Raw genomic sequence first — 22123 nt, 5'->3', positions numbered from 1 at the left:
CGGCTCCCGGCGCCCTGATTTCCCAGGTCGTCCGCCCGCCGGGTGGACGACGACAGCATCACCGCACCCCGGTGCGGGCGTACCCGAGCAGAGGTCGGAATGACAGCGACAATCAAGATCGGACCGCACGCGGTCGGTGCCGGGGAGCGACCGTTCGTGGTCGCCGAGATGTCCGGCAACCACAACGGCGATCTGAACCGGGCGCTGGCCATCGTCGACGCGGTAGCCGCGAGCGGGGCGCACGCGCTCAAGCTCCAGACGTACCGGCCGGACACCATCACCATCGACGTCGACACCCCGGCGTTCCGAATCTCCAGCGGGCACGAGCTGTGGGGCGGGGAGAACCTGTACCGCCTCTACGAACGCGCGCACACCCCGTACGAGTGGCACGCCCCGATCTTCGAGCGGGCCCGCGAGCGTGGCCTGACCGTCTTCTCGTCCCCGTTCGACGCGACAGCCGTGGAGCTGTTGGAGTCACTGGACGCGCCCGCGTACAAGATCGCCTCGTCGGAGTTGGTCGACCTGCCGCTGATCCGACTGGTGGCCAGCACCGGCAAGCCGATGGTGATCTCCACCGGGATGGCGACGGTCGCCGAGATCGACGCCGCCGTGCGCACCGCCCGGGCCGGGGGCGCGGCGGGCATCGTCCTGCTGGCCTGCACGGCGTCCTACCCGGCCCCGCCGGCCGACAGCAACCTGCGCCGGCTGCCCGTGCTGGCCGGGGCGTTCGACGTGCCGGTCGGGCTCTCCGACCACACCCCCGGCATCGGGGTGGCGGTCGCCTCGGTGGCGCTCGGCGCCTGCTTCATCGAGAAACACGTGACGCTGGACCGGGCCGACGGCGGCGTGGATTCGGACTTCTCCCTGAACCCGGCGGAACTCACGGCCCTGGTCGCCGAGTCCGGCCGCGCGTACGAGGCGCTGGGCGGCACCGCGATCGGACCGACCCCCGCGGAGCGGGAGGGCCTGCGGTTCCGCCGATCGCTCTTCGTGGTCGAGGACGTCCGGGCCGGCGATCCGGTAACCGCGCACAACGTCCGCTCGATCCGGCCGGCCGGCGGGCTGGCGCCCGTGGAGATCGACCGGGTCCTGGGCCGCACCTTCACCACCGACGTCCCCCGAGGCACCCCGTTGAGCTGGGACCAGATCTAACCCCACCCCACCCCACCCCGCGATCTTGCAGTTACTGTCCCGACGAAAGGCGTGTAAGCCGCGATTCGGCGTCAGAAAGTGCAAGATCGCGGGGCGGGAGGGTCGGGGCGAAGCCGACGGTGAGCACCAGGTCGGCCAGCCGGAGGGTCCGCCAGACCGCCGAGCCGGCGGCCGGCGCACCCAGGCCGTGACGCCGCCACCAGACCGCCACCGGCACGTCGGCCAGCTTGCAGCAGCACTCGGCCCTGGTCCACCGGGCCCAGAAATCACCCGTGCCGAACCGACGGGCCAGCGCCGGGGGCACCGGGGCGTCGGCGCGTTCCGCGTCGACGGCCACCTGCCAGCCGGGCGCCGGTGGGCCGTACCAGCCGACGCAGCGGCCGTCGTCGAGGTGGCTACGGGTCACCGCGTCGGCCAGGTCGGCGGGGGCGCCGACGCGCAGGTGCCGCTCGGCGGCGGCGAGCAGCCCCGGCACCGGACGCGGCACGGCCCTGCCGCCCGCCCCGGACGACAGGGGCGGCACGGCCGCCGCCCCGCCGTGCCGCACTTGGTGCACCGGGAGCGGGACCGACCGCAGGTCAGATGGCTGCGGCACCGTCCACCACGATGACCTGGCCGTTGATGTTGGTGTGCTCCCGCAGCAGCATCCGCACGACAGGGGTGACCTCCACCGGCTCGGTCAGGTGACCGGTCGGGGTGCGGCGCACGATCTGGTCGAGCTGGGTCGGACCGAGCACGGCGGACATCTCCGAGGCGAAGAAGCCGGGCGCCACCGAGTTGACAAGCATCCGGCCGCCCAGTTCGCGGGCGAGCGAGCGGGTGGCGGCGTCCATGCCGCCCTTGGTGGCCGAGTACGCGACGAGACCGGGGAAACCGCGTTGCCCGCAGATCGAGGTGATGTTGACGATCCGCCCGCGCAGCCCCTTGGCGAGCATCCGGCGGATCACCAGCCGGGTCAGCTGTAGCGGGGCCGTCAGGTTGGTCTCGATGATCCGGGCGATGTCGTCGGTGGCGGTGTGCGCGTGCAGGGAGTCCTGCCCCATGGCGGCGTTGTTGACGATGCCGTCGATCGGGCCGAGGCGCTGCTCCACCTCCCGGACGAAGCTCTGCGCGGCGCGCAGGTCGGTGACGTCCACCGCGCCGACGTGCACCCGGTCGGGGTGCTCGGCGGCGAGCTTCTCCAACTCCGGGGTGATGGTGCGGGCGAACGCGGCCACGCGTACGCCGGCGTCGAGCAGGTCGGTGACGATGGCCAGGCCCAGGCCACGGGAACCACCGGAGACGAGGACCACGGAGCTGGGCGGGACGAGCTGGGTGTCGGCGGGCTCAGACATCGCTCTTCAGGGTCTCCTTGACGGGAATGTCGGTCAGGACGCGAATGCGGCGCGGCACCGCGTGCTCGGGGAGCCGGTCGGCACACCAGCGGACCAGCGCGGCCTCGTCCGGCACACCGGTGTCCGCGCGGGACGGGTCGGCAGCGGCGAGGACCACCTCGGCCACCACCATCCGCCCGAGCACCGGGGCGCGGCGGCCGGTCACCCGGGCCCAGGCCACCGCCGGATGACCGGCGAGCACGCCGCGGACCACACCGGCGGAGACCTTGCTACCACCGACGTTGATCTCGTCGGAGTCCAGTCGGCCGGTGATCAGCACCCGGCCGTCGAGCACCTGCACCCGGTCCCCGGTGCGGACGGGACCGGCGAGACCGGCCCCGTGGTACGGGGAGGTGACCACCAGCTCGTCGTCGCGGACGGAGAGCGTCGGCCGGCCGGGGGTTTCCCGGTCCAGCCAGTCGACCGGGAAACCGGCCCGCCCGTCGTGCACCACAATGGACGCCCCCACCTCGGACGACGCGTAGATCCAGGAGATCCGGGCCGTCGGGAAGACCTCCCGCAGTTGGTCCAGGATCGCCTGGTCCACCGGTTCCCCGCCGAGGGTGATCTGGCGCAGCGGCACCCGAGCGAGGGCCTCGGCGTCGCGGTAGAGGGTGCGCCGCCAGAAGGTCGGGGTGCCGGAGGCCGCGTCCACCCCGTGGGTGGACGCTACGGTGGGCCAGTCGTCCAACTCGTCGGGCTCGACCACCACCAGGTGCTGGCCGGGCTGGGTCAGCGACAGGGTGACGACCTGCCACCAGGCGTACGTGCCCGGGGCGTACGGGCAGAGCCAGGTCCGGTCGGGCTGGTCGGCCCGCACTGTGGTCAGCGTGTCGAGGGTGTGCCCGACCCGCTTCGGACGCCCCGTGGAGCCCGAGGTCAGTAACCAGAGCCGGCCCGGCTCGGCGGCTCGCGGCCGGGCCGGTGCGCTCGGATGCACGCCGTCGTCGTCGAGGACGCCGACGGTGAACCCGGCCTCCAGCAGCTCGGTGCGCAGCACCGCGTCGACCCGACTCGCGGTGCTGAGCAGCAGCTCGGTGCCGTACACGGCGTGCTGCCGCGCCGCGGTGAGCGCGTGCACGGCCGACCGGGCGAGCACCGCCGCCGGGTCGGGCAGCGTGGGCATCGGCAGTGAACGCCAGGTCAGCGCGGCGCCACCGACGACGAGCCGGTTGTCGACACCGGCCGGCTCCGGGCTGGCGGGGGTCGGGGGGCGCGACGCCGCGACGGTCACTGGTGTTGAAGCTCGACGAGGAAGTCGAGGACGTCCCCGACGGTGGCGATGCGACGCAGCCCGGGGGCGTCGAAGTTGAGCTCCTCCCCCGTCTCGTCCTCCACCCGCAGGGCAAGCTCGGAGAAGTCGAGCGACCGGAAGCCGATCTCCCGCAACTGCGCCGCGTCGTCCGCGGGCAGCTCCTTGTCCTGATTCTTCAGCACCTGAGCCATGAGGTCGCGGATCTGCACGCGACTCAATTCGTTCATGCGCCGCAGTCTACAACCCAACGAATGCATATCTGCTTTCCCGGTAGGCCCGGGTAAGGTGCCGGAACCCGATGTGAACGGCTAGGAAAGCGAGACGCACGTGCTGCGCGAAGCGACGACGGACGACGTTCATCTGATGTTGTCCTGGCGTAATCAGGAAACCAATCGACAGGTCAGCAAGACGAGTCACGAGATCACCGTCGAGGAGCACGCCAGGTGGTGGTCGACGGTCCGCGACGACAGGTCCCGGCGGGTGCTGGTGTACGTCCGCGACGACCGGCCCTGCGGTGTGGTCACCTTCTTCGACCTGCGGTTGGACGGCCCCCGCACCGGCGCCTGGGGCTTCTATCTCGACGCCGACGGGCTGGACGGGCGGGGCGAGACACTGCCGGCCTGGCTGGGGGTCATGCGGGAGGCCGTCGAGTACGCCTTCGACGGGCTGCACCTGGACCGGCTCGACGGCGAGGTGCTCGGCCACAATACCGTCGTACGGCAGATGAACCGACGTTTCCGATTCGTCGAGGGCACCCCGCGACAGGAACTGTCGGACGGCCGGGAAATCACCGTCGTCCCGATTTCCCTGGCTCGGGCGGACCGCCGCCAGCGCTGATTGGCGGACACTTTTCCGTAATGGACGGGAACCATTAACCGACAGTGCTCCCGGTGGACATCCGCCGTTAACGGACAGCGGTGTCCACCGGGCGCGGTGGGTCAGGCGCGCCGCCAGGCCGCCCAGTGCTGCTCCGGGTTGCCGCCGAGTCGGACGAAGCCGTACGCGGCGCCGTTCCAGTCGTCGACCTGGCCGGGCGCCCAGCGGGCGAACACCACCTGCGCCGCGGCCGGCGGCTGCTTGTCGCCGAACCACCGGACGTCGGTCCAGGTCACCTGGTGGCTGAGGTTGAACCGGAGGACGTAGTGCACGCCGGTCGAGGCCCACACCCGCTCACCGGGGCGTACGCCGACGTCGGCCACCCGGGGCGTCGGGGCGGTGCTCTCGGCGGCCGGGCGCACGATCCGTTCGTCGATCACCTGCATCGTGACGAGGTTGACCACCACGAGGGCGCCGAGGATCGGCAGCCGTAGGCGGTGCACCCGGGCCGCGGCGACGAGCAGCACACAGCCGGCGATGCCGACCAGCGACCCGACCACCGGTCGCAGCTCACGCCAGCCCCCGGTCAACGCCACCAGGTCCGGCGCGCTGAAACCGCCGTAGCGCAGCTGGTGGCCCTGGCTGGCCACGTACGCGAGTCGGGCCGCGATCAGCGCGCCGCCACCGACCAGCAGCGCCACCGCGACGGCAGCCCGGCGCAGCACCACCCGCCATCCGGCGGTGAACAGCACCCCCAGCCCGACCAGCAGCCAGAACGGCGCCAGCATCTGCACGTACCGGCCGTAGATCGCGTCCAGCGGCTTGCCGGTGATGCCGGACAGGATCACCGACGCGCCGCCGGCCACCCCGACGGTCACCACCAGCGCCACGCCCATCGTCCAGCGGGCCGCGTCGCCGTGCCGGGGGCGCCACAGTTCGCGGACGGCCCCGGCCCAGGCCACCCCGGCCAGTCCGAACGTGATCACCACGAGGTACCAGAGCTGGGTGGTGACAGCGGCGCTCACCCGGACCACGCCCTGGACGGAGGCGATCGCGTCGAGCGTGCTGCCGCCGGGGGTGCTGCCGAGCAGGTAGACCCTGCCGCCGAGGTAGCGGATGGCGGCCTCGTTGACCAGCGCCATGGCCAGCACCGGCAGCAGCGCCGCGAGCACGACGGGCGGGCTGATCCGACGGCGGACGAACAGCAGCAGGACCAGCCCGGCGTGCACGGCCACGATCACCAGGCCGCGGGAGTGCAGCAGGTGGAACCCGCCGACCAGCAGGCCCACTGTGGCGGCGGCGAGCGGGCCGGGCCGGGTGATCCAACGGTGCACGGCGAGCAGCCAGGCGACCACCAGCGGTGCCATCACCGCGTCGATCATGGCGACGCCCGCGTAGAAGGCGGTGGCCGGCAGGGTCGCCGCCGCGACGGCGCCGAGCAGCGCGTACGAGCGGCGCAGTTCGAACAGGCGGCGACCGAACAGGTACGCCAGCGGCAGCAGCGTGGAGTTCACCATCGCGTTGATCAGCTGGACGATCCGGTAGCTGTCGGTGAAGTCCCGGTCCCCGAGGAACGCCGGCGAGATCAGCATCGGGTAGCCGACCCGGCGCAGCAGGTCGTTCTCGCTGCTGAAGCCCCCCGGGCCGCCGGCCAACGCGCGGGCGGTGTTCAGGTAGCTGTCCTCGTCGGTGTGAGCGATCGGCAGCACGATGTGCCGGGACCACCACATCCGCCAGGCCACGCTGAGCACCCAACCGACGACCAGCAGCAGCGGCACCAGCCAACGCCGGGCGGGTGGGCCGCTCGGCGTCTCGGCCGCCACCACCGGTCGTTCGATCACGTCACTACCGGGTGCCATGAACGCCTCCAGAATTGCCGGCCGGACCGGGCCCGCGCTGATCCGACGGGCCCTCCGGCCGGCGTCGGTGACGCCCGGGGTGGCCCGCTCGTACCGAGCCGGTGTGGATGTCGGGTGAACGGGGGACCCGGCTGCGCGCCGGGCCGCCGGGTCGTTCGCGCGGTCACTGTAACGGCCCGATCCGGCCAGGTCAGCCCACATCCGGGGCGGTCGGAAGTGTTCGCCTACGCGGTGTTCGGCATTCACGGGAGCAGAGGTTGTGGTTCACCCGCGAGCGCCGAGGAGTTAACCCGCCATGGCTAGCGTGTCACCCCGGTCGGCCGGCCCACTGCCGCTCGTTCATCCACCAACACGGGAGCACCACATTGAGTGAGTTGAATGGATCGTCCATTCTGATCACCGGCGGAACTGGTTCCTTCGGCAGGACGTTCCTCCGGCACATCCTCAACGAGGCCGACCCCGCCCGCGTGGTGGTGTTCTCCCGCGACGAGCTCAAGCAGTACGAGCTGCGCCAGCAACTCGGCGACGACCCGCGGTTGCGCTGGTTCATCGGCGACATCCGGGACCGGCACCGCCTCACCCGGGCCATGCACGGCGTCGACCACGTGGTGCACGCCGCCGCGCTGAAGCAGGTGGACACCGCGGAGTACAACCCCTCGGAGTACATCGCCACCAACATCACCGGCTCGCAGCACGTCGTCGACGCGGCGATCGAGGCCGGCGTCAAGAAGGTCATCGCGCTCTCCACCGACAAGGCGTCCAGCCCGATCAACCTGTACGGCGCGACGAAGCTGGTCGGCGACAAGCTGTTCGTCTCGGCCAACCACTACGCCGCCCAGCACCCCACCCGGTTCTCGGTGGTGCGCTACGGCAACGTGGTGGGCAGCCGAGGCTCGGTGGTCCCGCTGTTCCGCCGGCTGGCCGCCGAGGGCAAGAGCCTGCCGATCACCGACAAGCGGATGACCCGCTTCTGGATCACCCTGGACCAGGCCGTGCAGTTCGTCATGGACTCGTTCGACCAGATGCAGGGCGGCGAGCTGTTCGTGCCGCGCATCCCGAGCATGCGCATCCTCGACCTGGTCGAGGCCGTGGCCCCGGACGCCACCACCCACGAGATCGGGATCCGGCCCGGCGAGAAGCTGCACGAGGAGATGATCGCGCCCGACGACAGCCGGCGGACGCTGCGCGCCGACGGCCGGTTCATCGTCCAGCCGACCATCGCCACCTGGGGCTACCAGGCCCCGGTCGACTGCGACCCGGTGCCGGACGGCTTCGCCTACCAGTCGGACACCAACGACGAGTGGCTCACCGTCGAACAGTTGCGCGACATGCTCGGCATCAACTGATGACGGGGATGCTCCCGTACGGCCGGCAGTCGATCAGCGAGGACGACGTCGCCGCCGTCGCCGACGTGCTGCGCGGCGACTGGCTCACCACCGGTCCGCAGGTGGACGCCTTCGAGGCCGACCTCGCCCGGTGGACCGGCGGAGTCGGTGTCGCCGCCGTCTCCAACGGCACCGCGGCGCTGCACGTGGCGTACGCGGCGGCCGGGGTGGGGCCGGGCGACGAGGTGGTCGTCCCGCCGATGACGTTCGTGGCGACCGCCAGCAGCGCTGTCGCCCTCGGCGCGACGATCGTGTTCGCCGACGTCGACGACGAGACGTTCTGCCTCGACCCGGCGGCGGCCGCCGCCGCTGTCACCTCGCGGACGAAGGTCGTCGCCGCTGTCGACTACGCCGGCCACCCCGCCGACTACGACGCGCTGCGCACGTCGGTCGAGGGCAGCGACGCGCTGCTGCTCGCCGACGCGGCGCACTCGATCGGCGGGACCTACCACGGTCGGCCGGTCGGTTCGCTCGCCGACCTGACCACGTTCTCGTTCTTCCCCACGAAGAACCTGACCACCGCCGAGGGCGGCGCCGTCGCGGCGCTGGACCCGGCGATCCTGAAGCGGGCCCGCCGGTTCCGTGGCGTCGGCGTGGTCCGCGAACGCGACGACCTGCGTTTCCCGGACGAGGGCGGTTGGCACCAGGAGGTGCACGAGTTCGGGCTGAACTACCGGCTGCCGGACGTGCTCTGCGCCCTGGGTCGCAGCCAACTGCGTCGGCTCGGCGAGTTCACGGCCCGCCGCGGCGCCCTGGTCGCCCGCTACGACGAGGCGCTGGCCGACCTGGACGGCGTCCTGCTGCCAAACCGCAGGTCGTGGGCCGACCCGGCCTGGCACCTCTACCCGATCCGGGTGCTCGACGGGCGCCGCCGCGAGGTGTACGACAGGATGCGGGCCGCCGGCATCGGCGTCCAGGTCAACTACATCCCGGTGCACTGGCACCCGGCCTTCGCCGACCTGGGTTACCGGCGCGGGTCCTGCCCGGTGGCCGAGTCGTTCTACGCCCAGCAGCTGTCGCTGCCGCTGTACCCGGGGCTCAGCGACACCGACCAGGACCGCGTCATCGACGCGCTGACCGCCGCGGTGCGGGGCGGTCCGGTGCGTTCCGCCGCCTGATGGGAACCTGATGCACCACGCCAACCACTTCTACGGCCACGCGCACGTACTGGCCCGGTACGCCGGCCTCGGCGACCGGCACCCACCCCGGATCAACGGGTACGTGCAGCACGGCTGGAACATCGGTGACGGCCTGGCCCCCGGCCACCCGTACGCCGAGCTCACCCCCAGCCTGCTCTGGTCGGAGCAGACCCGCCGTCGGGCCTGGTCGGTGGGGCGACGCAACGTTGTCGTCATCGGCGCGCCGTTCAGCTACCTGTTGGCCATGCGCCCCGAGGAACCACCGGCCGAGGAGCGCGAGGGCACCATCTGGTACCCGTTCCACGGCTGGGAGGGTCAACACGTCAAGGGCGACCACCGCAAACTGATCGCCCTCATCAAGGACACCGAACCCGGCCCGGTCACCGTCTGCCTCTACTGGCACGAGTACCGGATGCGCAACGTGCGCCGGCTCTACGAGCGCGCCGGGTTCCGGGTGATCTGCCACGGCTACCGGGGACACTGGTGGAAGGACACCGATCCGGAGTTCCTCGACCGTCAGCTCACCGAGCTGCGCCGTCACCGCCGGGTAGCATCCAACCGGCTGACCAGCGCGATCTTCTACGGCATCGCGGCCGGGTGCGAGCCGGCGGTCTACGGCGACCCGATGATCCTGTCCAACGAGGACCCCACCTTCGGCGGCACCGCTCGGATCCGACGGCAGTGGCCGCAGCTGCACGGCACCAACGTCGACCTGCCCACGGCTGTCGAGATCGCCCGCGCCGAGCTGGGCACCGACCACCGCTGCACGCCGGCCGAGCTTCGCGAGCTGCTCGGTTGGGCGAACCTCCAGGAGGAAGAGGAAGACCGTGACGACTGAGACGGCACCCGTCGACCGGATCACCCTGCCGGGCGGCGAGATGCTGGCCTGGTCGGACCTGCCGCAGGAACGGCTGGCCGACGGTGGGCCGCTCGCCGCCCTGGCCGCGCGGTTGGTGCCGCCCGGCGCCCGGGTCCTGGTGGCCGGTCCACACGACCCGGCACTGCTCGACCAGCTCACCCACGCCGAGGTCACCTGCCTGCTGCGCAGCCACCCGGACGCGGTGGCGCTGGCGCACCGGGCCGCCCGCGTGGTGGTGGGTGGCCCGGCCGGGCTGCCCGACGACGAGACGTACGACGTGGTGATCGCGGCTGCCGGGCTGGACCCGGTGGAGTCGGTGGAGGGCACCCGGCTCGGCTGGGACGGTGTGCTGGCGCGACTCGTCGCCGCGGTGCGACCGGGCGGCGCGTTGCTGCTGCGCCTGGACAACCCGTTGGGCCTGCACCGGCTGGTCGACACCAGCCCCTGGTACGCCCGCCGGGACGACTCCGCCTGGGTGATCGGTGGCGTGCTGGACCGCGCCCACCCGGCCAACCGGGACCAACTGCGTGAGCGGCTCGGCGCGGCGGGGCTGCGGCCGGCCGCGTGCTGGGCGGCGTACCCCGGTGTCACCACCCCGACGGCGCTGCTGGACGCCGACCACCTCGACCGGGACGCGGGCTCCGGCCTGTTCGACGCCGTGCTGCACGGCGCCTGCGCCGGGGGTTTCAGCAGCGCCACAGTCCTCCAGGACCCGGCCCGGCTCGCGGTGGACGCCCTGCACGCCGGGCGGGCCGCCGACCTCGCACCGGGCTGGCTGACCCTCGCCCACCGACCCGCCGACCCCGCGGACCCGACCACGCCGACCGTCGAGTCGGACCTGCCGGTGGCCCTCGTGCAGACCGGTCGCCCCGGGATCGGCGTGCTGGAGGTGCTGCACGGCCCCTCCGGTTGGCGCTGGGGGCTCATCCCAGCCACCGACGCGACGACGCCGGCCGTCGCGCCGTTCGCCAGCCGCGAGGCCGCGTACCGCGACGCGGACGCGCTGTCCGGACCGGTGCCGTCCGGCCGGCTGCTGCGTACTCTGCTGCTCGACGCGGCCCTGCGCCGCGACCTGGCCACCCTGCGCGCGCTGCTGCGCGGTTACGCGGGCTGGCTCGCCGACCAGGCCGACACGGACGGCCGGATCGCCGGGGCGGCTGCGCTGGCCGGCACCGACAACGTGGTGGTCGACGGCGAGCGGTACGCGGTGCTCGACCCCAGCTGGCGGGCCACCGCCGCGCTGCCCGGCGACGTGGTCCTCGCCCGCGGGCTGTGGCGCTTCGCCACGGGCCTGCTCACCGGCGGGTACGCCCACCCGTGGTCGTCCACTCTCGACATCGCGGGCCTGACCGTGGTGCTCGGCGGACTCGCCGGCCACGACCTCGACCGCGCGACGGTCAGCGACGCGGTCGAGGTCGAGGCGGCCATCGCCGCCGCGCTGCACGGGCTGGACGCCGGCGCCACTGTCGGCCTCGCCACCGAACTGCACGCCGTCACGCCGACCGACCCGCCGGTCGGCGGGCACAGCTACCAGCAGCTCCGCGAGGCGTGGCTGCGCCAGCGCGAGGAACTCACCCGGTTGGCGGCGCTGACCGCGTGGACCGAGGAGTTGCTCACCTCGCGGGAACGGGCGCTGCGCCGGGCCGAGACGACGATCGGCCTGCTCAGCGGTTCGCTCAGCTACCGGGTGGGCCGGCTCGCCATCACCCCGGCCCGGCTGGCCAAGCGGGGTGCCCGCGCCGCCAAACGTCGAGCCACCGCAGCGTTGGCCCCCAAGCAGGAGGAGCAGCAGTGACCGCCGGGGTCGCCACGGACGCCGCCGGGCCACGGATCGTCGGCATCGTGCAGGCGCGCATGGGTTCGTCCCGGCTGCCCGGCAAGGTGCTCCGCCCGCTCGCCGGACGGTCCGTTCTGGGCCGGGTCGTACGCGCCGCCTCCGACAGCGGCGTCCTGGCCGACCTGGTCGTCGCCACCAGCACCGACGCTGTCGACGACGCGGTGGCCGCCGAGTGCGCGCGGCTCGACGTGCCGTGCCACCGCGGGCCGGTCGACGACGTGCTGGACCGGTTCGTGGGCGCCCTCGCGGCGCGCCCGGGAGACGCCGTCATGCGCTTCACCGCCGACTGCCCCCTGCTCGACCCGGAGATCATCACACTGGTCGCGTCGGTCTACCGGGCGGTCCCCGGGCTGGACTACGCCAGCACGTCGATCGCCCGGACCCTGCCCCGAGGACTGGACGTCGAGATCATCCGAGCGGAGACGCTGCGCACCCTGGGCCGGGTCGCCACCGACCACCACCGGGTGCACGTCACCTCGTACGCGTACACCCATCCGGAGCTGTTCCGGGTGCTCGGGGTGACGCTCACCCCGGACCGTTCCGCGCTGCGGCTCACCCTCGACACCGAGCGGGACTGGGCGCTGGTCAGCGCGATCATCGACCACTTCGGCGACGTCAGCGTGCCGCTGGCCACGCTCGCCGACTGGCTCGACGGTCAGCCCCGGCTGCGCGCGCTCAACGCCGACGTACGACAGAAGCACCTGGAGGAGTCCTGAGCACCCTGCGGGTCGGGTTGCGCTGCGACGCCGGGCCACGGCGTGGCGTCGGCCACCTGGTCCGCTGCTTGGCGCTCGCCGAGGAGTTCCTCGCCCGGGGCGCCGACGTCACAGTGTTCGGCGCCGTCGAACGGCTCGACTGGGCAACCGCGGAGCTGGCCGCGCGGGGCATCCCCCTGCTCCCCGGCCCGGACTCGGCGGCCGAACTGGTCGAGGCGGCCCGCCGACACCACCTGGACGTGCTGGTCCTCGACTCCTACGAACTGGACCCCGCCGGGGCCGGCGCCCTACGCGCCGCCGGCGTCTACACCCTCGCCATCATCGACGGCGACAGCCGGGGCCAGGTCGCGGACCTCTACGTCGACCAGAACTTCGGAGCGGAGCTGCCCAGGCCGGGGTCCGTGGCGGCACTACCCGGCCGGCTGCTCGCCGGGAGCGGGTACGCCCTGCTGCGCGACACGGTGATCAGCGCCCGGCCGCCGCTCGCCCCGCCCACCACGGCGGTCAGCCGCCCCCGGGTACTGGCCTTCTTCGGCGGCACCGACGCCGTCGGCGCGGCCCCGCTCCTCACCCGGGTACTGGTGGCCACCGGTCACCCGATGGACCTCACTGTCATCGTCGGGCGACCCGAGATCGAGGCGGAGATCGACGATGTCGCTCCCGGCCGGGGGCAGACCATCCGACCGGTCCCGCCCACCACCTCACTGCCGGCACTGATCACCGAAGCCGACCTCGTGGTCAGCGCCGCCGGCACGTCCACCTGGGAACTCTGCTGCCTCGGCGCACCCAGCGCACTGGTCTGCGTGGTCGACAACCAACGTGAGTCGTACACCCGGGTGGTGCGGCACGGCCTGGCCGCCGGCCTCGGCGAGTTGCCGGAGCTGACCGCCGTCGGCGTCGCCGGACGAGCCACCCGCGCGACGGCGGCGCGGACCCTGCACGGGCTGCTCAGCTCGCCGCAGCGACGCGCGGCCCTCGCCGAGCGGGCCTGGTCCACCGTCGACGGGCAGGGCCGGGCGCGGGTAGTGGACGCGGTGTTCGACGCCGTACGCACCGCCGCCGTCCCCGGCTGACCGCGGCAGGCCAGGCCACGGTCCAGGGCTAGCACGGGTGTACGAAAGTGCTGCTAGGGTGGCTGCATGACGCAGGCCGCCTACCAGCCGTCGATGCTCGACCTGGCCGACGCCGGGCCGACCCTGGGGCCACTGCCCGGCCAGATCCGCCGGCACCAGCTCAGCCGGGGCGCCTGGGTCGACCACCTCCCCGGCTGGGTGCGCGGCTCCGACACCGTCCTCGACACCCTGCTCACCGAGGTGCCCTGGCGTGCCGAACGGCGCACCATGTTTGACGCCGAGGTCGACGTGCCCCGCCTGCTCTGCTGGTACGACGCCGCCAGGCCACTCCCCCACCCCGTCCTCACCTCCGCGCGAGCCGCGCTCACCGAGCACTACACGCCCGAGCTGGGCGAGCCCTTCGTCACCGCCGGCATGTGCCTCTACCGGTCCGGGCGCGACAGCGTGGCCTGGCACGGCGACACCATCGGCCGCTCGGCCCACACCGACACGGTCGTCGCGATCGTCTCCTTCGGAGCACCCCGACCGCTGCTGTTGCGCCCACGCGGCGGTGGCGAGAGCCTGCGCTTCCCGGTGGGCCACGGCGACCTGATCGTCATGGGCGGCTCCTGCCAACGCACCTGGGAACACGCCATCCCCAAGACCACCCGACCTGTTGGCCCCCGGGTGAGCGTCCAGTTCCGCCCCCACAACGTCGCCTGACTCCGGCCCCGCACTAAGAAGAAACCAGACGTTCAAGGCGATGGCGGACCTCCTCGGCCGCCGGGTCGCCCACGTCCTCGTAGATCCGCGCCGCCAGGCGCCACGCGGCAGCGGCAGCGTTCCGGTCGCCCATCCCTTCCCGGGTGTCCCCGAGTCGGATGAGGGTCTCCGCCTCGTGATACCGGTCCGCGGAGTCGCGGAAGAGTGTGATCGCCTGCTCGTAGCAGTCGGCCGCGCGGTCGCGTTCACCGAGGCGGTCGTAGGCGAAGCCGAGGCTGTCCAACGTCGCTGCCTGACCGTTGCGGTCGTCGGTCCGTCGTTGCTGCTCGAGGGCCTCGGTGCAGCTGGCGATGGCCTGGACGTAATCGCCGTTGCTGGCGAGCAGCCAACCGATCGCGTTCAGGGTCCGGGCTTCGCCCGCGTGATTGCCGACCTGCCGATAGAGCCGTAGCGCCTCACGACCGTGCGCGAGCGCGTCGTCGAGCCGGCCGTCCAGGTAACAGAGTTCGCAGTAGTTGTGCAGCGTCTGAGCCTGGCCGATCGGGTCGCCGAGACGTTCGTGCAGCTCAAGCGCGCGCTTGAGCCGAGACTCGGCAGTGGTGCGGTCGCCCAGTCGGGTCAGCGCGCGGGACACCAGCCGGTTGGCGACGGCCTGACCGGCAAGGTCGTCGATCTTCTCTGCGGCCCTCAGCGCGACCTCTTGGATGTCGAGCTGGTCCTGCCAGAGGCCACGCGGCGCCACGAAGGCGGTCAGCGCCCAGGCGATCTGCCAAGCGTACGTTTCGAAGCCGTTCTCGGCGGCCTGTCGGACCACCCGGACCAGCACCCGATGCTCCGCCGTGAACCAGGCGAGCGCGCCGTCGTGATCAGTCACCGGCCGCCTGGCGGGTACGGGCAGCGGCGCCACCGGCTCGATCGAGGGCCACTGCGGCTGGAGTAGCCGGGCAGCTGGATAGGCGGCGTGCAGATAGTGGTCGTACAGGCGCTGTCGGGCTGCGACGTGGTCGTCGCCGCGCTCCGACGACTGTGCGAGCTCGGCCGCGTACGCCCGCAGAAGATCATGGAAGGTGAACCGGCCGGGCGCGTGCTCCGCCAGCAGATGGAGCCGGGTCAGCTCCCGCAGGATCGGCGTGACGACAGCGGCAGACACACCGGCGAGCGCCGAGGCCGCAGCGGTGGTCAGGTCCGGGCCCGGATGCAGCCCCAGCAGGGTGAACAGCCGGGCCGCGTCCGCCCCCAGGGCGAGGAACGACCACGAGAAGACGCGCCGGACGTCGCCGTCGGCCAACGCGTCCAGCCTCGCCTCGGCCGAGCACAGTTCGGCGGCGATCGCGCTGAGCGGAAAGGTGGGATGGGTCGCGACGCGCGCCGCCACTATCGACAGCGCCAACGGGAGCCGGCCCGAGGCCTCGATGATGTCGGCCACCGCCACCGACTCGGGAGCGATCCGGCTGACCCCGAGGCGTCTGGCGAGCAGGCTCCTCGACTCCTCCGCCGTGAGCACGTCCAGTGTCAACGGCGTGGCACATTCGGCGGCGATCAGGCCGCCGAGCCGGTCACGGCTGGTCACCACGACCATGCAGCGGCCCGCACCGGGCAGCAGGGCCCGCACCTGGGCGGAATCACGAGCGTTGTCCAGCACCAGGAGCATCCGCCGCGAGGCCAGCAGGCTGCGGTAGAGACCAGTCCGGGCCTCCATGTCGGAGGGTATCCGGGCGTGGGGCACCCCGAGCGCTTCGAGGAAGCCGGACAGGGCGTCGGGCGGGGACACCACGCCGGCTTCGTCGTAGCCGCGAAGGTTCACATAGAGCTGGCCGTCCGGGAAGCGGTCGGCAACCGAATGCGCCCAGTGCAACGCCAGGGCCGTCTTGCCGACCCCGGCCATGCCGGACACCACAGAGATGGCGCCGCTCGTCGGGGCCTCAGCCCTGCCACGCAGAAGCCCATCGAGGCTGGCCAGCTCGGCGCTGCGTCCGACGAACTCCGGCACCGCACGCGGCAGTTGCTCGGGGCGCTGGGTGAGCGCCCCCACTGCCGTATCCGGCACCGGCCGGTCCGACCCCGTTGGCGGTTGCGCCGCCAGTCCCGGGCGGTGATGCAGGATGTCGTCGTACAGCGCGACGAGCTCAGGTGCGGGATCGAGGCCAGTCTCCTCCGCTAGCGTCTGCCGGGCCTGCCGGAAAGCATCCAGTGCGCCAGCTACGTCTCCGATGCGGTACAGGCCCACCATCAGCTGGCCCCACGCCCGCTGCCGCAGCGGGTGCCGGTCGAGCAGGCCGCGCAACCGGTGCACGACATCGGCCGACGCGCCGAGGGCCAGCACCGCCTCGGCGTAGTCCTCCTCGACGAGCAGCCGGCGCTCCTCCAACTGCGCCACCCGCCGAGCCAGCGTCGAGCGCAGCGGCAGGTCCGACAGCGGTGCACCACGCCACAGGCGCACCGCGGCCGACAGTTCGGCCTCGGCCCGGTCCAGATCGGAGGCGGCGAGCGCCTCGCGCCCCCGCGCCGCCGCGGCGTCGAACAGGTCCACGTCCCGTTCGCCCGGGCCCACCCGAAGCTGGTAACCGCCGGCCGCAGCGGTTATCCCGTCCCAGGTCGCCCCATCACCCAGCGACCGCCGCAACCCGCGCACATAGGTGCGCAGATTAGCGGCGGCCGACGCCGGCTCTTCGTCACCCCACAGCATCGCGGTCAACTCGTTGGTGCCGACGACCTCGTTCGGGCGCAGCAACAGGGTCGCCAGCAGGAGACGCTGCTTCACCGAGCCCAGCGGAACCGGCCGGCCGTCGCGGTACACCCGGAACGGGCCAAGGAGTTCGAAACGCAACCAGGGACCTCACCTGTGGGCGCTGCCATGTGCCGCCACGCGTACCACACCCGGACAACCGGGCGAGCAAATGAGCTGTGCGTGAGTTGTGCGGGGGTTGTACCGGCCCCACCGTACCTTCTCCAACGGGGGACCCGGAGCGGTGAGGACGGCAGAACCGTCCTCACCGCCCCATCCACGAGCACCAATCACCTGGCCTGGTCGCACGACGACGGGGCGAGGTCGAACGGGACCGTCTGTCCACACCTGCCGCGAGGTCACCTCGTCTCGTCGTGCCGGGCCTGACACCGCCGGCTGGCACGACGCCCCAGCACCGCCGCCCCCTCATGATCACCGACCAGAGGAGATACATGTCGTCGCTCCGCTCCACCCGCCGCATCCTCCGGAGAGTCGCCGCGCCCGCCATCGGCGCGGCATTGGCCATCGGCGTCAGCGTCACCATCGCCACGCCGGCCGCGGCCAGCGGCTCCTACACGGGCCGGGCCTTCGTCCATGGCGCCGGCGCGGTGTCTGACGACTTCGATGACGAAGGCGTCACCAACGTCACCACGCACCGCAACTCGAACGTCGCCTGTCTCTGGCAGACCATTCTCTGGGCGAACGGCTACCTGCCCTCGTCCGGAGTCGACGGCGTCTTCGGCGACCAGACCGATGCCGCGACGAGGAACTTCCAGCGCGACAAGGGCCTCTCCGCGGATGGCTCCGCAGGCCGGAACAGCTGGACGAAGGCCGGCGACAAGCTGGTGCAGCACGACAACCAGAACGGATGGCTGTACGTGGTGTACCACGGGGCGACGGGTTCCCGGAGCCCGTACGGCTCGCACCAATTCGTCCTGCAGCGTTCGCCCGACGGGAACTACCGCTTCTACCCGCCTCAGGGCAGCGGCCCCTACTGGGCCGCCTACAACTCCCGCACCTGCTGACCAACAGCTGGAAGGCGATGCAGCGCTACCCGGCCACCTGGCCCGGTCAGCCCTCTCCCTACCGGGGCACCATCGCGAGCGGCCCGACAGCCACGCGGTGACCAGCGACCTGCACGGTAGGTCCGGACGCGACGGGACCCTTGTCCGGACCTACCGTGCAGGGTGCTTCGCGGTGCACCCGGACCCGCACCGACAACAGAGGGCGCCAACGTGCCGCTCTGGCGGGCAGCCCCACTCCGCATGATCGTGCTCGATCCGGGATCGAGTGGCATCACCGCGTCGGTGAACCACTACCTCCAGGATCGAGCACGATCTTGGCGTCGGCCGCGCCGGCCGCGCGCCAGGAACACCGGACGCCCATAGAGCGCGGGCACCGGTGACGGCGCGACAGGCGGATGGGGTCAGTCCCGTTCGATCAGGTGGCCTACGACCGTTGGGCCGAGCATCACGGCGAAGCCGCTGCCGTCGCGGCGTGGGTCCGCCGCGGGCAACTCCACCGGGTCGCCGGTGGCGGTCGCACCGACCGGTCGCGGGCCCACCCAGGCGACGGCCACGTCCGTCTCACCCTTGAGGAAGCGGTGCGCGCGCACGCCGCCGGTCGCCCGGCCCTTTGCCGGGTACGCCTTGAACGGCGTCACCTTGACCGTCGCGCCGGTGGAGGTGACCACCATCGGCTCGCCGTGCCCCGGGTCGTCGGTGCGCACCGCGCCGAAGAACGCGACCCGTGCCCCGGCCGGCAGGTTGATGCCGGCCATACCGCCGCCCTTGAGGCCCTGCGGCCGGACCAACCCGGCGGGGAAGCGCAACAGTGACGCCTCCGAGGTGACGAAGGTCAGCGTCTCCGTGCCGTCGGTCAGCCAGGTCGCCCCGACCACCTCGTCACCGTCGCGCAGACCGATCACCTCGAACTCGTCGGAGCGCACCGGCCACTCCGGCGAGCAGATCTTCACAGCGCCCTGCCGGGTGCCCAACGCCAGCCCCGGTGAGCCCTCGGCCTGCCCGCCGAGCGGGGCCAGGCCGACGACGGTCTCCCCCGCCGCCAACGGCACCAGCTCGGCCGCGGACATACCGCCACGCAGTGACACGGTGCCCGCCTGCTCGGGCAGCACCGGCAGCGGCAGGACGTCGACCTTGAACGCCCGACCGGCGCTGGTCAACAGCAGCACCCGACCACGGGCGGTGGAGTGCGCGATGGCGCGTACCGTGTCGTGCTTGACCCGGCCGTTGCGTCGGCGCCCCTCGGAGCTCTCCTCCGACTCGGCAGCGGTCCGGGCGACCAGCCCGGTCGCGGAGAGGATCACCTGGCACGGGTCGTCGGCGACCTCCAGCGGGCCGGCCGGCGCGGACGCGGCCAGCACCTCCTTCAGGTCACCGTCGACAAGCGTCGTACGACGTTCGGTGCTGAACTGCTTAACCACGGCGGCCAGCTCGTCGGAGACCACCTTCCGGAGCACCCGCTCGTCGTCGAGGATCTTGCTCAGCTCGGCGATCTCGGAGCGCAGCCGCTCCTGCTCGGCCTCCAGCTCGATCCGGTCGAACTTGGTCAGCCGCCGCAACGGAGTGTCCAGGATGTACGTGGCCTGGATGTCAGAGAGACCGAACCGGCTCATCAGCCCGTCCTTCGCGGCCTGCGCGTCGTCGCTGCCCCGGATCAGCCGGACCACCTCGTCGATGTCCAGCAGCGCGATCAGCAGACCGTCGACCAGGTGCAGCCGCTCCTGGCGCTTGCGCCGACGGTACGAGGTGCGCCGGGTGACCACCTCGTACCGGTGGGCCAGGAAGACCTCCAGCAGCGCCTTGAGGCCCAGCGTGCGTGGCTGCCCGTCGACCAGGACCAGGTTGTTGACGCCGAACGACTGCTCCAGCGGGGTCAGCCGGTAGAGGTCGGCGAGCAACGCCTGCGGGTTGACCCCGACCTTGCACTCGACGACGAGCCGGGTGCCGCTCTCCCGGTCGGTGAGGTCCTTGACGTCGGCGATGCCGGTCAGCCGCTTGGTCTTGGTGACCTCGTTGGTGATCGCGGCGATGACCTTCTCCGCGCCGACGCCGTAGGGCAGCTCGACCACTGTGATCGCCTGACGGCCCCGGCTGCCCTCGATCGGGCCGATCTCCACCTTGCCGCGCATCCGCACCACACCACGCCCGGTCTCGTACGCCCGGCGCACCTCGTCCAGGCCGAGCAGCACCCCACCGGTGGGCAGGTCGGGGCCCGGAACGAACTCCATGAGTTTGTCCAGGGTGGCGTCCGGGTGGTTGATCAGCCAGCGGGCCGCGGAGACGACCTCCGCCAGGTTGTGCGGGATCATGTTGGTGGCCATCCCGACCGCGATCCCGGACGCGCCGTTGACCAGCAGGTTGGGGAAGGCCGCCGGCAGCACTGTCGGCTGGGTCAGCGAGCCGTCGTAGTTGGGCTCGACGTCGACGGTGTCCTCGCCCAGCTCACCGACGAGCAGCATGGCCTCGCGAGACATCCGCGCTTCGGTGTTGTGGTTGACGAAACCGCCAGCGAGGAAGGAGTGGTCCTCGGACTTGACCCGAACCGAGTAGACCTCCGCCGGCTCGCAGGGCGTCACCTCGGTGACGCGCTCGAACCGGTAGCCAGAGTCCATGATCGGGAGAATGGTCGCCAGAAGTTCCGGCTCTTTGATGCGATCGATGATCCGGAGGCGCTCGGTCTCCCATCGCTCGACGCGATCGAAGTTGTGCGTCGTCAGCCACTTGCGGCCGCTACCACGACGGTCGAAGTCCAAGGTGTCACGCACGTAACTGGCAACGAAGGGAACGTGGTCCTTGCTCAGCCGATGTGGGCGCAACGGCGCGTGTCGCAGAACCTTGTTCAGCTTTGCCTGTTTGGTGCGGAGGAAGCCCACCCGATTGGCGAATGCCTTGATGTTTCGCAGGCCGGAAATCACCAAGCGATGCTCGACCGAGCCGCTGGGGCGCGTGTAACGGCGCCAGCAGGCAACAACCCCGAATTCGGTGAGCAGCTCCTGGACCTCCCTGGTGAGCCGCTCGCTGTAACTCGTGTACTGGATGGTAAAGCTGTCCTTGGCGACCCGCACCCCGCCGTCCCCTTCGAAAAGGGACATGAGGAAGGCGCGCTTAACACCCCAGCCACCGTTCCAGACGAATTGCGGTACGAACTTGTCCCGGGCCTGGTGCCCGATGAATTCGGCCAGCGGACTTGCACGGAAAGCGTCCATACCGCCGGCATAAATCTGAACATCGATTTCCTGGACACGCTTCCGGTCGCGACGGGTCTGCCGTTCGCTCAGGTACCGCCGACCACCAACCACTTGATCGTACGCATGCAGAACCTCACCGAAGAAGTGCTCGTCGGTGTTGTTGAACCCGGCCCTGGACTCACTCGCGAAGCCCTCGGACGCCCACGCGCCGCCGAGGACGCCCAGCGAGTATTCACGAGCGGTGGGTATGACCTGGGACCAAGCGTTCCGTGCCACACAGACGATCGAACCAACTGCAAGCTCGTCTAGCCGTCGCCATTGGAAGAGGGGAACGCCCGCGGGCGCCTCAAGACAGAGCACGAGGTGATTCTCGCTGCCCCGGAGCGAGAACCCGGCCTCCGTGCCGATCCGGACCGTCGGATGGACGCCGGAGTTGAACACCTTGTCGACCTGGACAGCTTTACCGTCTTTGTCGAGCACCTCGAAGTCAACATCGGCTTCGCTGTCTGCAGGGAGGCTTACCAGGTCAGCAATTCGAGGGCTGGTGCCGTCAACAAGTCGAATGCGGGTATCTCCGGTAACGCAGTATCTCGACGCGGCCGGGCCATCGTCGGGGGAGCCAAAGTTTCCATGCCCGTCGATGAGCGGAACGTTGAGCGAGAAGTCCTGCGCGAGGCGGACCATGGCGTCATAGATCGCCGTGTCACCGTGCGGATGGTACTTTCCCATTGTATCCCCGACAATTCGGGCAGACTTCACGTGCCCGCGATCCGGGCGGTAGCCCTGCTCGTACATCGACCAGAGGATGCGCCGGTGCACGGGCTTGAGGCCGTCACGGGCGTCGGGCAGGGCGCGGGAGTGGATGACCGAGAACGCGTACTCCAGGTAGGAGTCGGAGACCTCGGTGACCAGCGGGTTGTCGAACACCCGCGCCCCGGCCTGGTCGAACGAGGAGAGGTCGACCTTGTTTTCCTTACGGCGTGCCATGACTCAGCTCTCCATCGGAACGGAACGGGCGCTGC

General features: G+C 71.5%; 16 protein-coding genes and 3 pseudogenes. 10 read left to right on the top strand and 9 right to left on the bottom strand.

The window, feature by feature from the left end; all coding sequences use genetic code 11:
* The first annotated feature begins 99 nt into the window (after window positions 1-99).
* Window positions 100-1152, top strand: coding sequence for a pseudaminic acid synthase (gene pseI, locus OHB44_RS11600; protein WP_238686287.1), 1053 nt, complete (start codon window positions 100-102; stop codon window positions 1150-1152).
* Between the two features lie 31 nt (window positions 1153-1183).
* On the opposite strand, the gene OHB44_RS11595 is transcribed toward pseI, so the two are convergent.
* From OHB44_RS11595 to OHB44_RS11580, 4 genes are read right to left on the bottom strand one after another with little or no spacing between them, the layout of a single operon-like run.
* A complete protein-coding gene (locus tag OHB44_RS11595; RefSeq protein WP_330440780.1) occupies window positions 1184-1747 on the bottom strand; it encodes a hypothetical protein in 564 nt (187 codons plus the stop codon).
* Window positions 1731-2486: an SDR family NAD(P)-dependent oxidoreductase gene (locus OHB44_RS11590; protein ID WP_238686289.1), complete on the bottom strand. Its 756-nt coding sequence runs from the start codon at window positions 2484-2486 to the stop codon at window positions 1731-1733. The genes OHB44_RS11595 and OHB44_RS11590 overlap by 17 nt, the downstream gene beginning before the upstream one ends.
* Entirely contained in the window at window positions 2479-3759 is a 1281-nt protein-coding gene (locus tag OHB44_RS11585; RefSeq protein ID WP_330440779.1) for an AMP-binding protein, read from the bottom strand. The genes OHB44_RS11590 and OHB44_RS11585 overlap by 8 nt, the downstream gene beginning before the upstream one ends.
* Window positions 3756-4007, bottom strand: coding sequence for an acyl carrier protein (locus OHB44_RS11580; protein WP_238686291.1), 252 nt, complete (start codon window positions 4005-4007; stop codon window positions 3756-3758). Before OHB44_RS11580 ends, OHB44_RS11585 begins: the two co-directional genes overlap by 4 nt.
* 100 nt (window positions 4008-4107) lie before the next feature.
* Here OHB44_RS11580 and OHB44_RS11575 point away from each other — a divergent pair, with 100 nt between their 5' ends.
* Window positions 4108-4617, top strand: coding sequence for a GNAT family N-acetyltransferase (locus OHB44_RS11575; protein ID WP_238686292.1), 510 nt, complete (start codon window positions 4108-4110; stop codon window positions 4615-4617).
* Between the two features lie 101 nt (window positions 4618-4718).
* Here the strand turns inward: OHB44_RS11575 and OHB44_RS11570 are convergent, their stop codons facing one another.
* On the bottom strand, window positions 4719-6455 hold the full coding sequence (locus OHB44_RS11570; protein ID WP_266303128.1) for a hypothetical protein: 1737 nt from the start codon (window positions 6453-6455) through the stop codon (window positions 4719-4721).
* A 365-nt stretch (window positions 6456-6820) separates the two neighbouring features.
* On the opposite strand from OHB44_RS11570, the gene pseB reads away from it, so the two are divergent.
* The 7 genes from pseB (at window position 6821) to OHB44_RS11535 (ending at window position 14166) form a co-directional block, all read left to right on the top strand.
* Window positions 6821-7801 (top strand): UDP-N-acetylglucosamine 4,6-dehydratase (inverting), encoded by a 981-nt coding sequence (gene pseB, locus OHB44_RS11565; RefSeq protein WP_238677116.1) that lies wholly within the window; start codon window positions 6821-6823, stop codon window positions 7799-7801.
* Window positions 7801-8958 (top strand): DegT/DnrJ/EryC1/StrS family aminotransferase, encoded by a 1158-nt coding sequence (locus OHB44_RS11560; RefSeq protein WP_330440778.1) that lies wholly within the window; start codon window positions 7801-7803, stop codon window positions 8956-8958. The genes pseB and OHB44_RS11560 overlap by 1 nt, the downstream gene beginning before the upstream one ends.
* A 10-nt stretch (window positions 8959-8968) precedes the next feature.
* Entirely contained in the window at window positions 8969-9817 is an 849-nt protein-coding gene (locus OHB44_RS11555) for a hypothetical protein (protein WP_330440777.1), read from the top strand.
* Window positions 9807-11633, top strand: coding sequence for a class I SAM-dependent methyltransferase (locus OHB44_RS11550; RefSeq protein WP_330440776.1), 1827 nt, complete (start codon window positions 9807-9809; stop codon window positions 11631-11633). The genes OHB44_RS11555 and OHB44_RS11550 overlap by 11 nt, the downstream gene beginning before the upstream one ends.
* Entirely contained in the window at window positions 11630-12391 is a 762-nt protein-coding gene (locus tag OHB44_RS11545) for a glycosyltransferase family protein (RefSeq protein ID WP_330440775.1), read from the top strand. The genes OHB44_RS11550 and OHB44_RS11545 overlap by 4 nt, the downstream gene beginning before the upstream one ends.
* Window positions 12388-13464, top strand: a complete 1077-nt coding sequence (locus OHB44_RS11540; RefSeq protein ID WP_238686606.1) for a PseG/SpsG family protein — start codon at window positions 12388-12390, stop codon at window positions 13462-13464. Before OHB44_RS11545 ends, OHB44_RS11540 begins: the two co-directional genes overlap by 4 nt.
* A gap of 66 nt (window positions 13465-13530) precedes the next feature.
* Entirely contained in the window at window positions 13531-14166 is a 636-nt protein-coding gene (locus OHB44_RS11535) for an alpha-ketoglutarate-dependent dioxygenase AlkB (RefSeq protein ID WP_330440774.1), read from the top strand.
* Between the two features lie 13 nt (window positions 14167-14179).
* Here the strand turns inward: OHB44_RS11535 and OHB44_RS11530 are convergent, their stop codons facing one another.
* The gene (locus tag OHB44_RS11530; protein WP_330440773.1) at window positions 14180-16927 is read right to left on the bottom strand and encodes an AfsR/SARP family transcriptional regulator; all 2748 of its coding nucleotides are present in this window, start codon (window positions 16925-16927) and stop codon (window positions 14180-14182) included.
* Window positions 16928-17319: 392 nt separating this feature from the next.
* Here OHB44_RS11530 and OHB44_RS11525 point away from each other — a divergent pair, with 392 nt between their 5' ends.
* Complete coding sequence (locus OHB44_RS11525) at window positions 17320-17916, top strand: peptidoglycan-binding domain-containing protein (RefSeq protein ID WP_238686299.1); 597 nt, start codon at window positions 17320-17322, stop codon at window positions 17914-17916.
* Window positions 17917-18317: 401 nt separating this feature from the next.
* Here OHB44_RS11525 and OHB44_RS11520 read toward each other — a convergent pair.
* The 3 pseudogenes from OHB44_RS11520 to OHB44_RS11510 all read right to left on the bottom strand — a co-directional run.
* Window positions 18318-20399: pseudogene (locus OHB44_RS11520) on the bottom strand (DNA gyrase subunit A); the annotation flags it as partial.
* 393 nt (window positions 20400-20792) lie between these two features.
* Window positions 20793-21674 (bottom strand): annotated as a pseudogene (locus tag OHB44_RS11515) (LAGLIDADG family homing endonuclease); the annotation flags it as partial.
* 12 nt (window positions 21675-21686) lie between these two features.
* Window positions 21687-22088, bottom strand: a pseudogene (locus OHB44_RS11510) (DNA gyrase subunit A); the annotation flags it as partial.
* Window positions 22089-22123: the final 35 nt, after the last annotated feature.

The organism is Micromonospora sp. NBC_00821, from assembly GCF_036347035.1.
Classification (GTDB): domain Bacteria; phylum Actinomycetota; class Actinomycetes; order Mycobacteriales; family Micromonosporaceae; genus Micromonospora; species Micromonospora hortensis.
Note: the sequence above shows the minus strand (reverse complement) of the source record. Positions and strands in the feature narration are given on the sequence as shown.

Coding starts and splice junctions, on each gene's coding strand:
- pseI (WP_238686287.1), top strand. CDS start 100: ATGACAGCGACAATCAAGATCGGACCGCACGCGGTCGGTGCCGGGGAG.
- OHB44_RS11570 (WP_266303128.1), bottom strand. CDS start 6,455: ATGGCACCCGGTAGTGACGTGATCGAACGACCGGTGGTGGCGGCCGAG.
- OHB44_RS11555 (WP_330440777.1), top strand. CDS start 8,969: ATGCACCACGCCAACCACTTCTACGGCCACGCGCACGTACTGGCCCGG.
- OHB44_RS11580 (WP_238686291.1), bottom strand. CDS start 4,007: ATGAACGAATTGAGTCGCGTGCAGATCCGCGACCTCATGGCTCAGGTG.
- OHB44_RS11590 (WP_238686289.1), bottom strand. CDS start 2,486: ATGTCTGAGCCCGCCGACACCCAGCTCGTCCCGCCCAGCTCCGTGGTC.
- OHB44_RS11560 (WP_330440778.1), top strand. CDS start 7,801: ATGACGGGGATGCTCCCGTACGGCCGGCAGTCGATCAGCGAGGACGAC.
- OHB44_RS11525 (WP_238686299.1), top strand. CDS start 17,320: ATGATCACCGACCAGAGGAGATACATGTCGTCGCTCCGCTCCACCCGC.
- OHB44_RS11535 (WP_330440774.1), top strand. CDS start 13,531: ATGACGCAGGCCGCCTACCAGCCGTCGATGCTCGACCTGGCCGACGCC.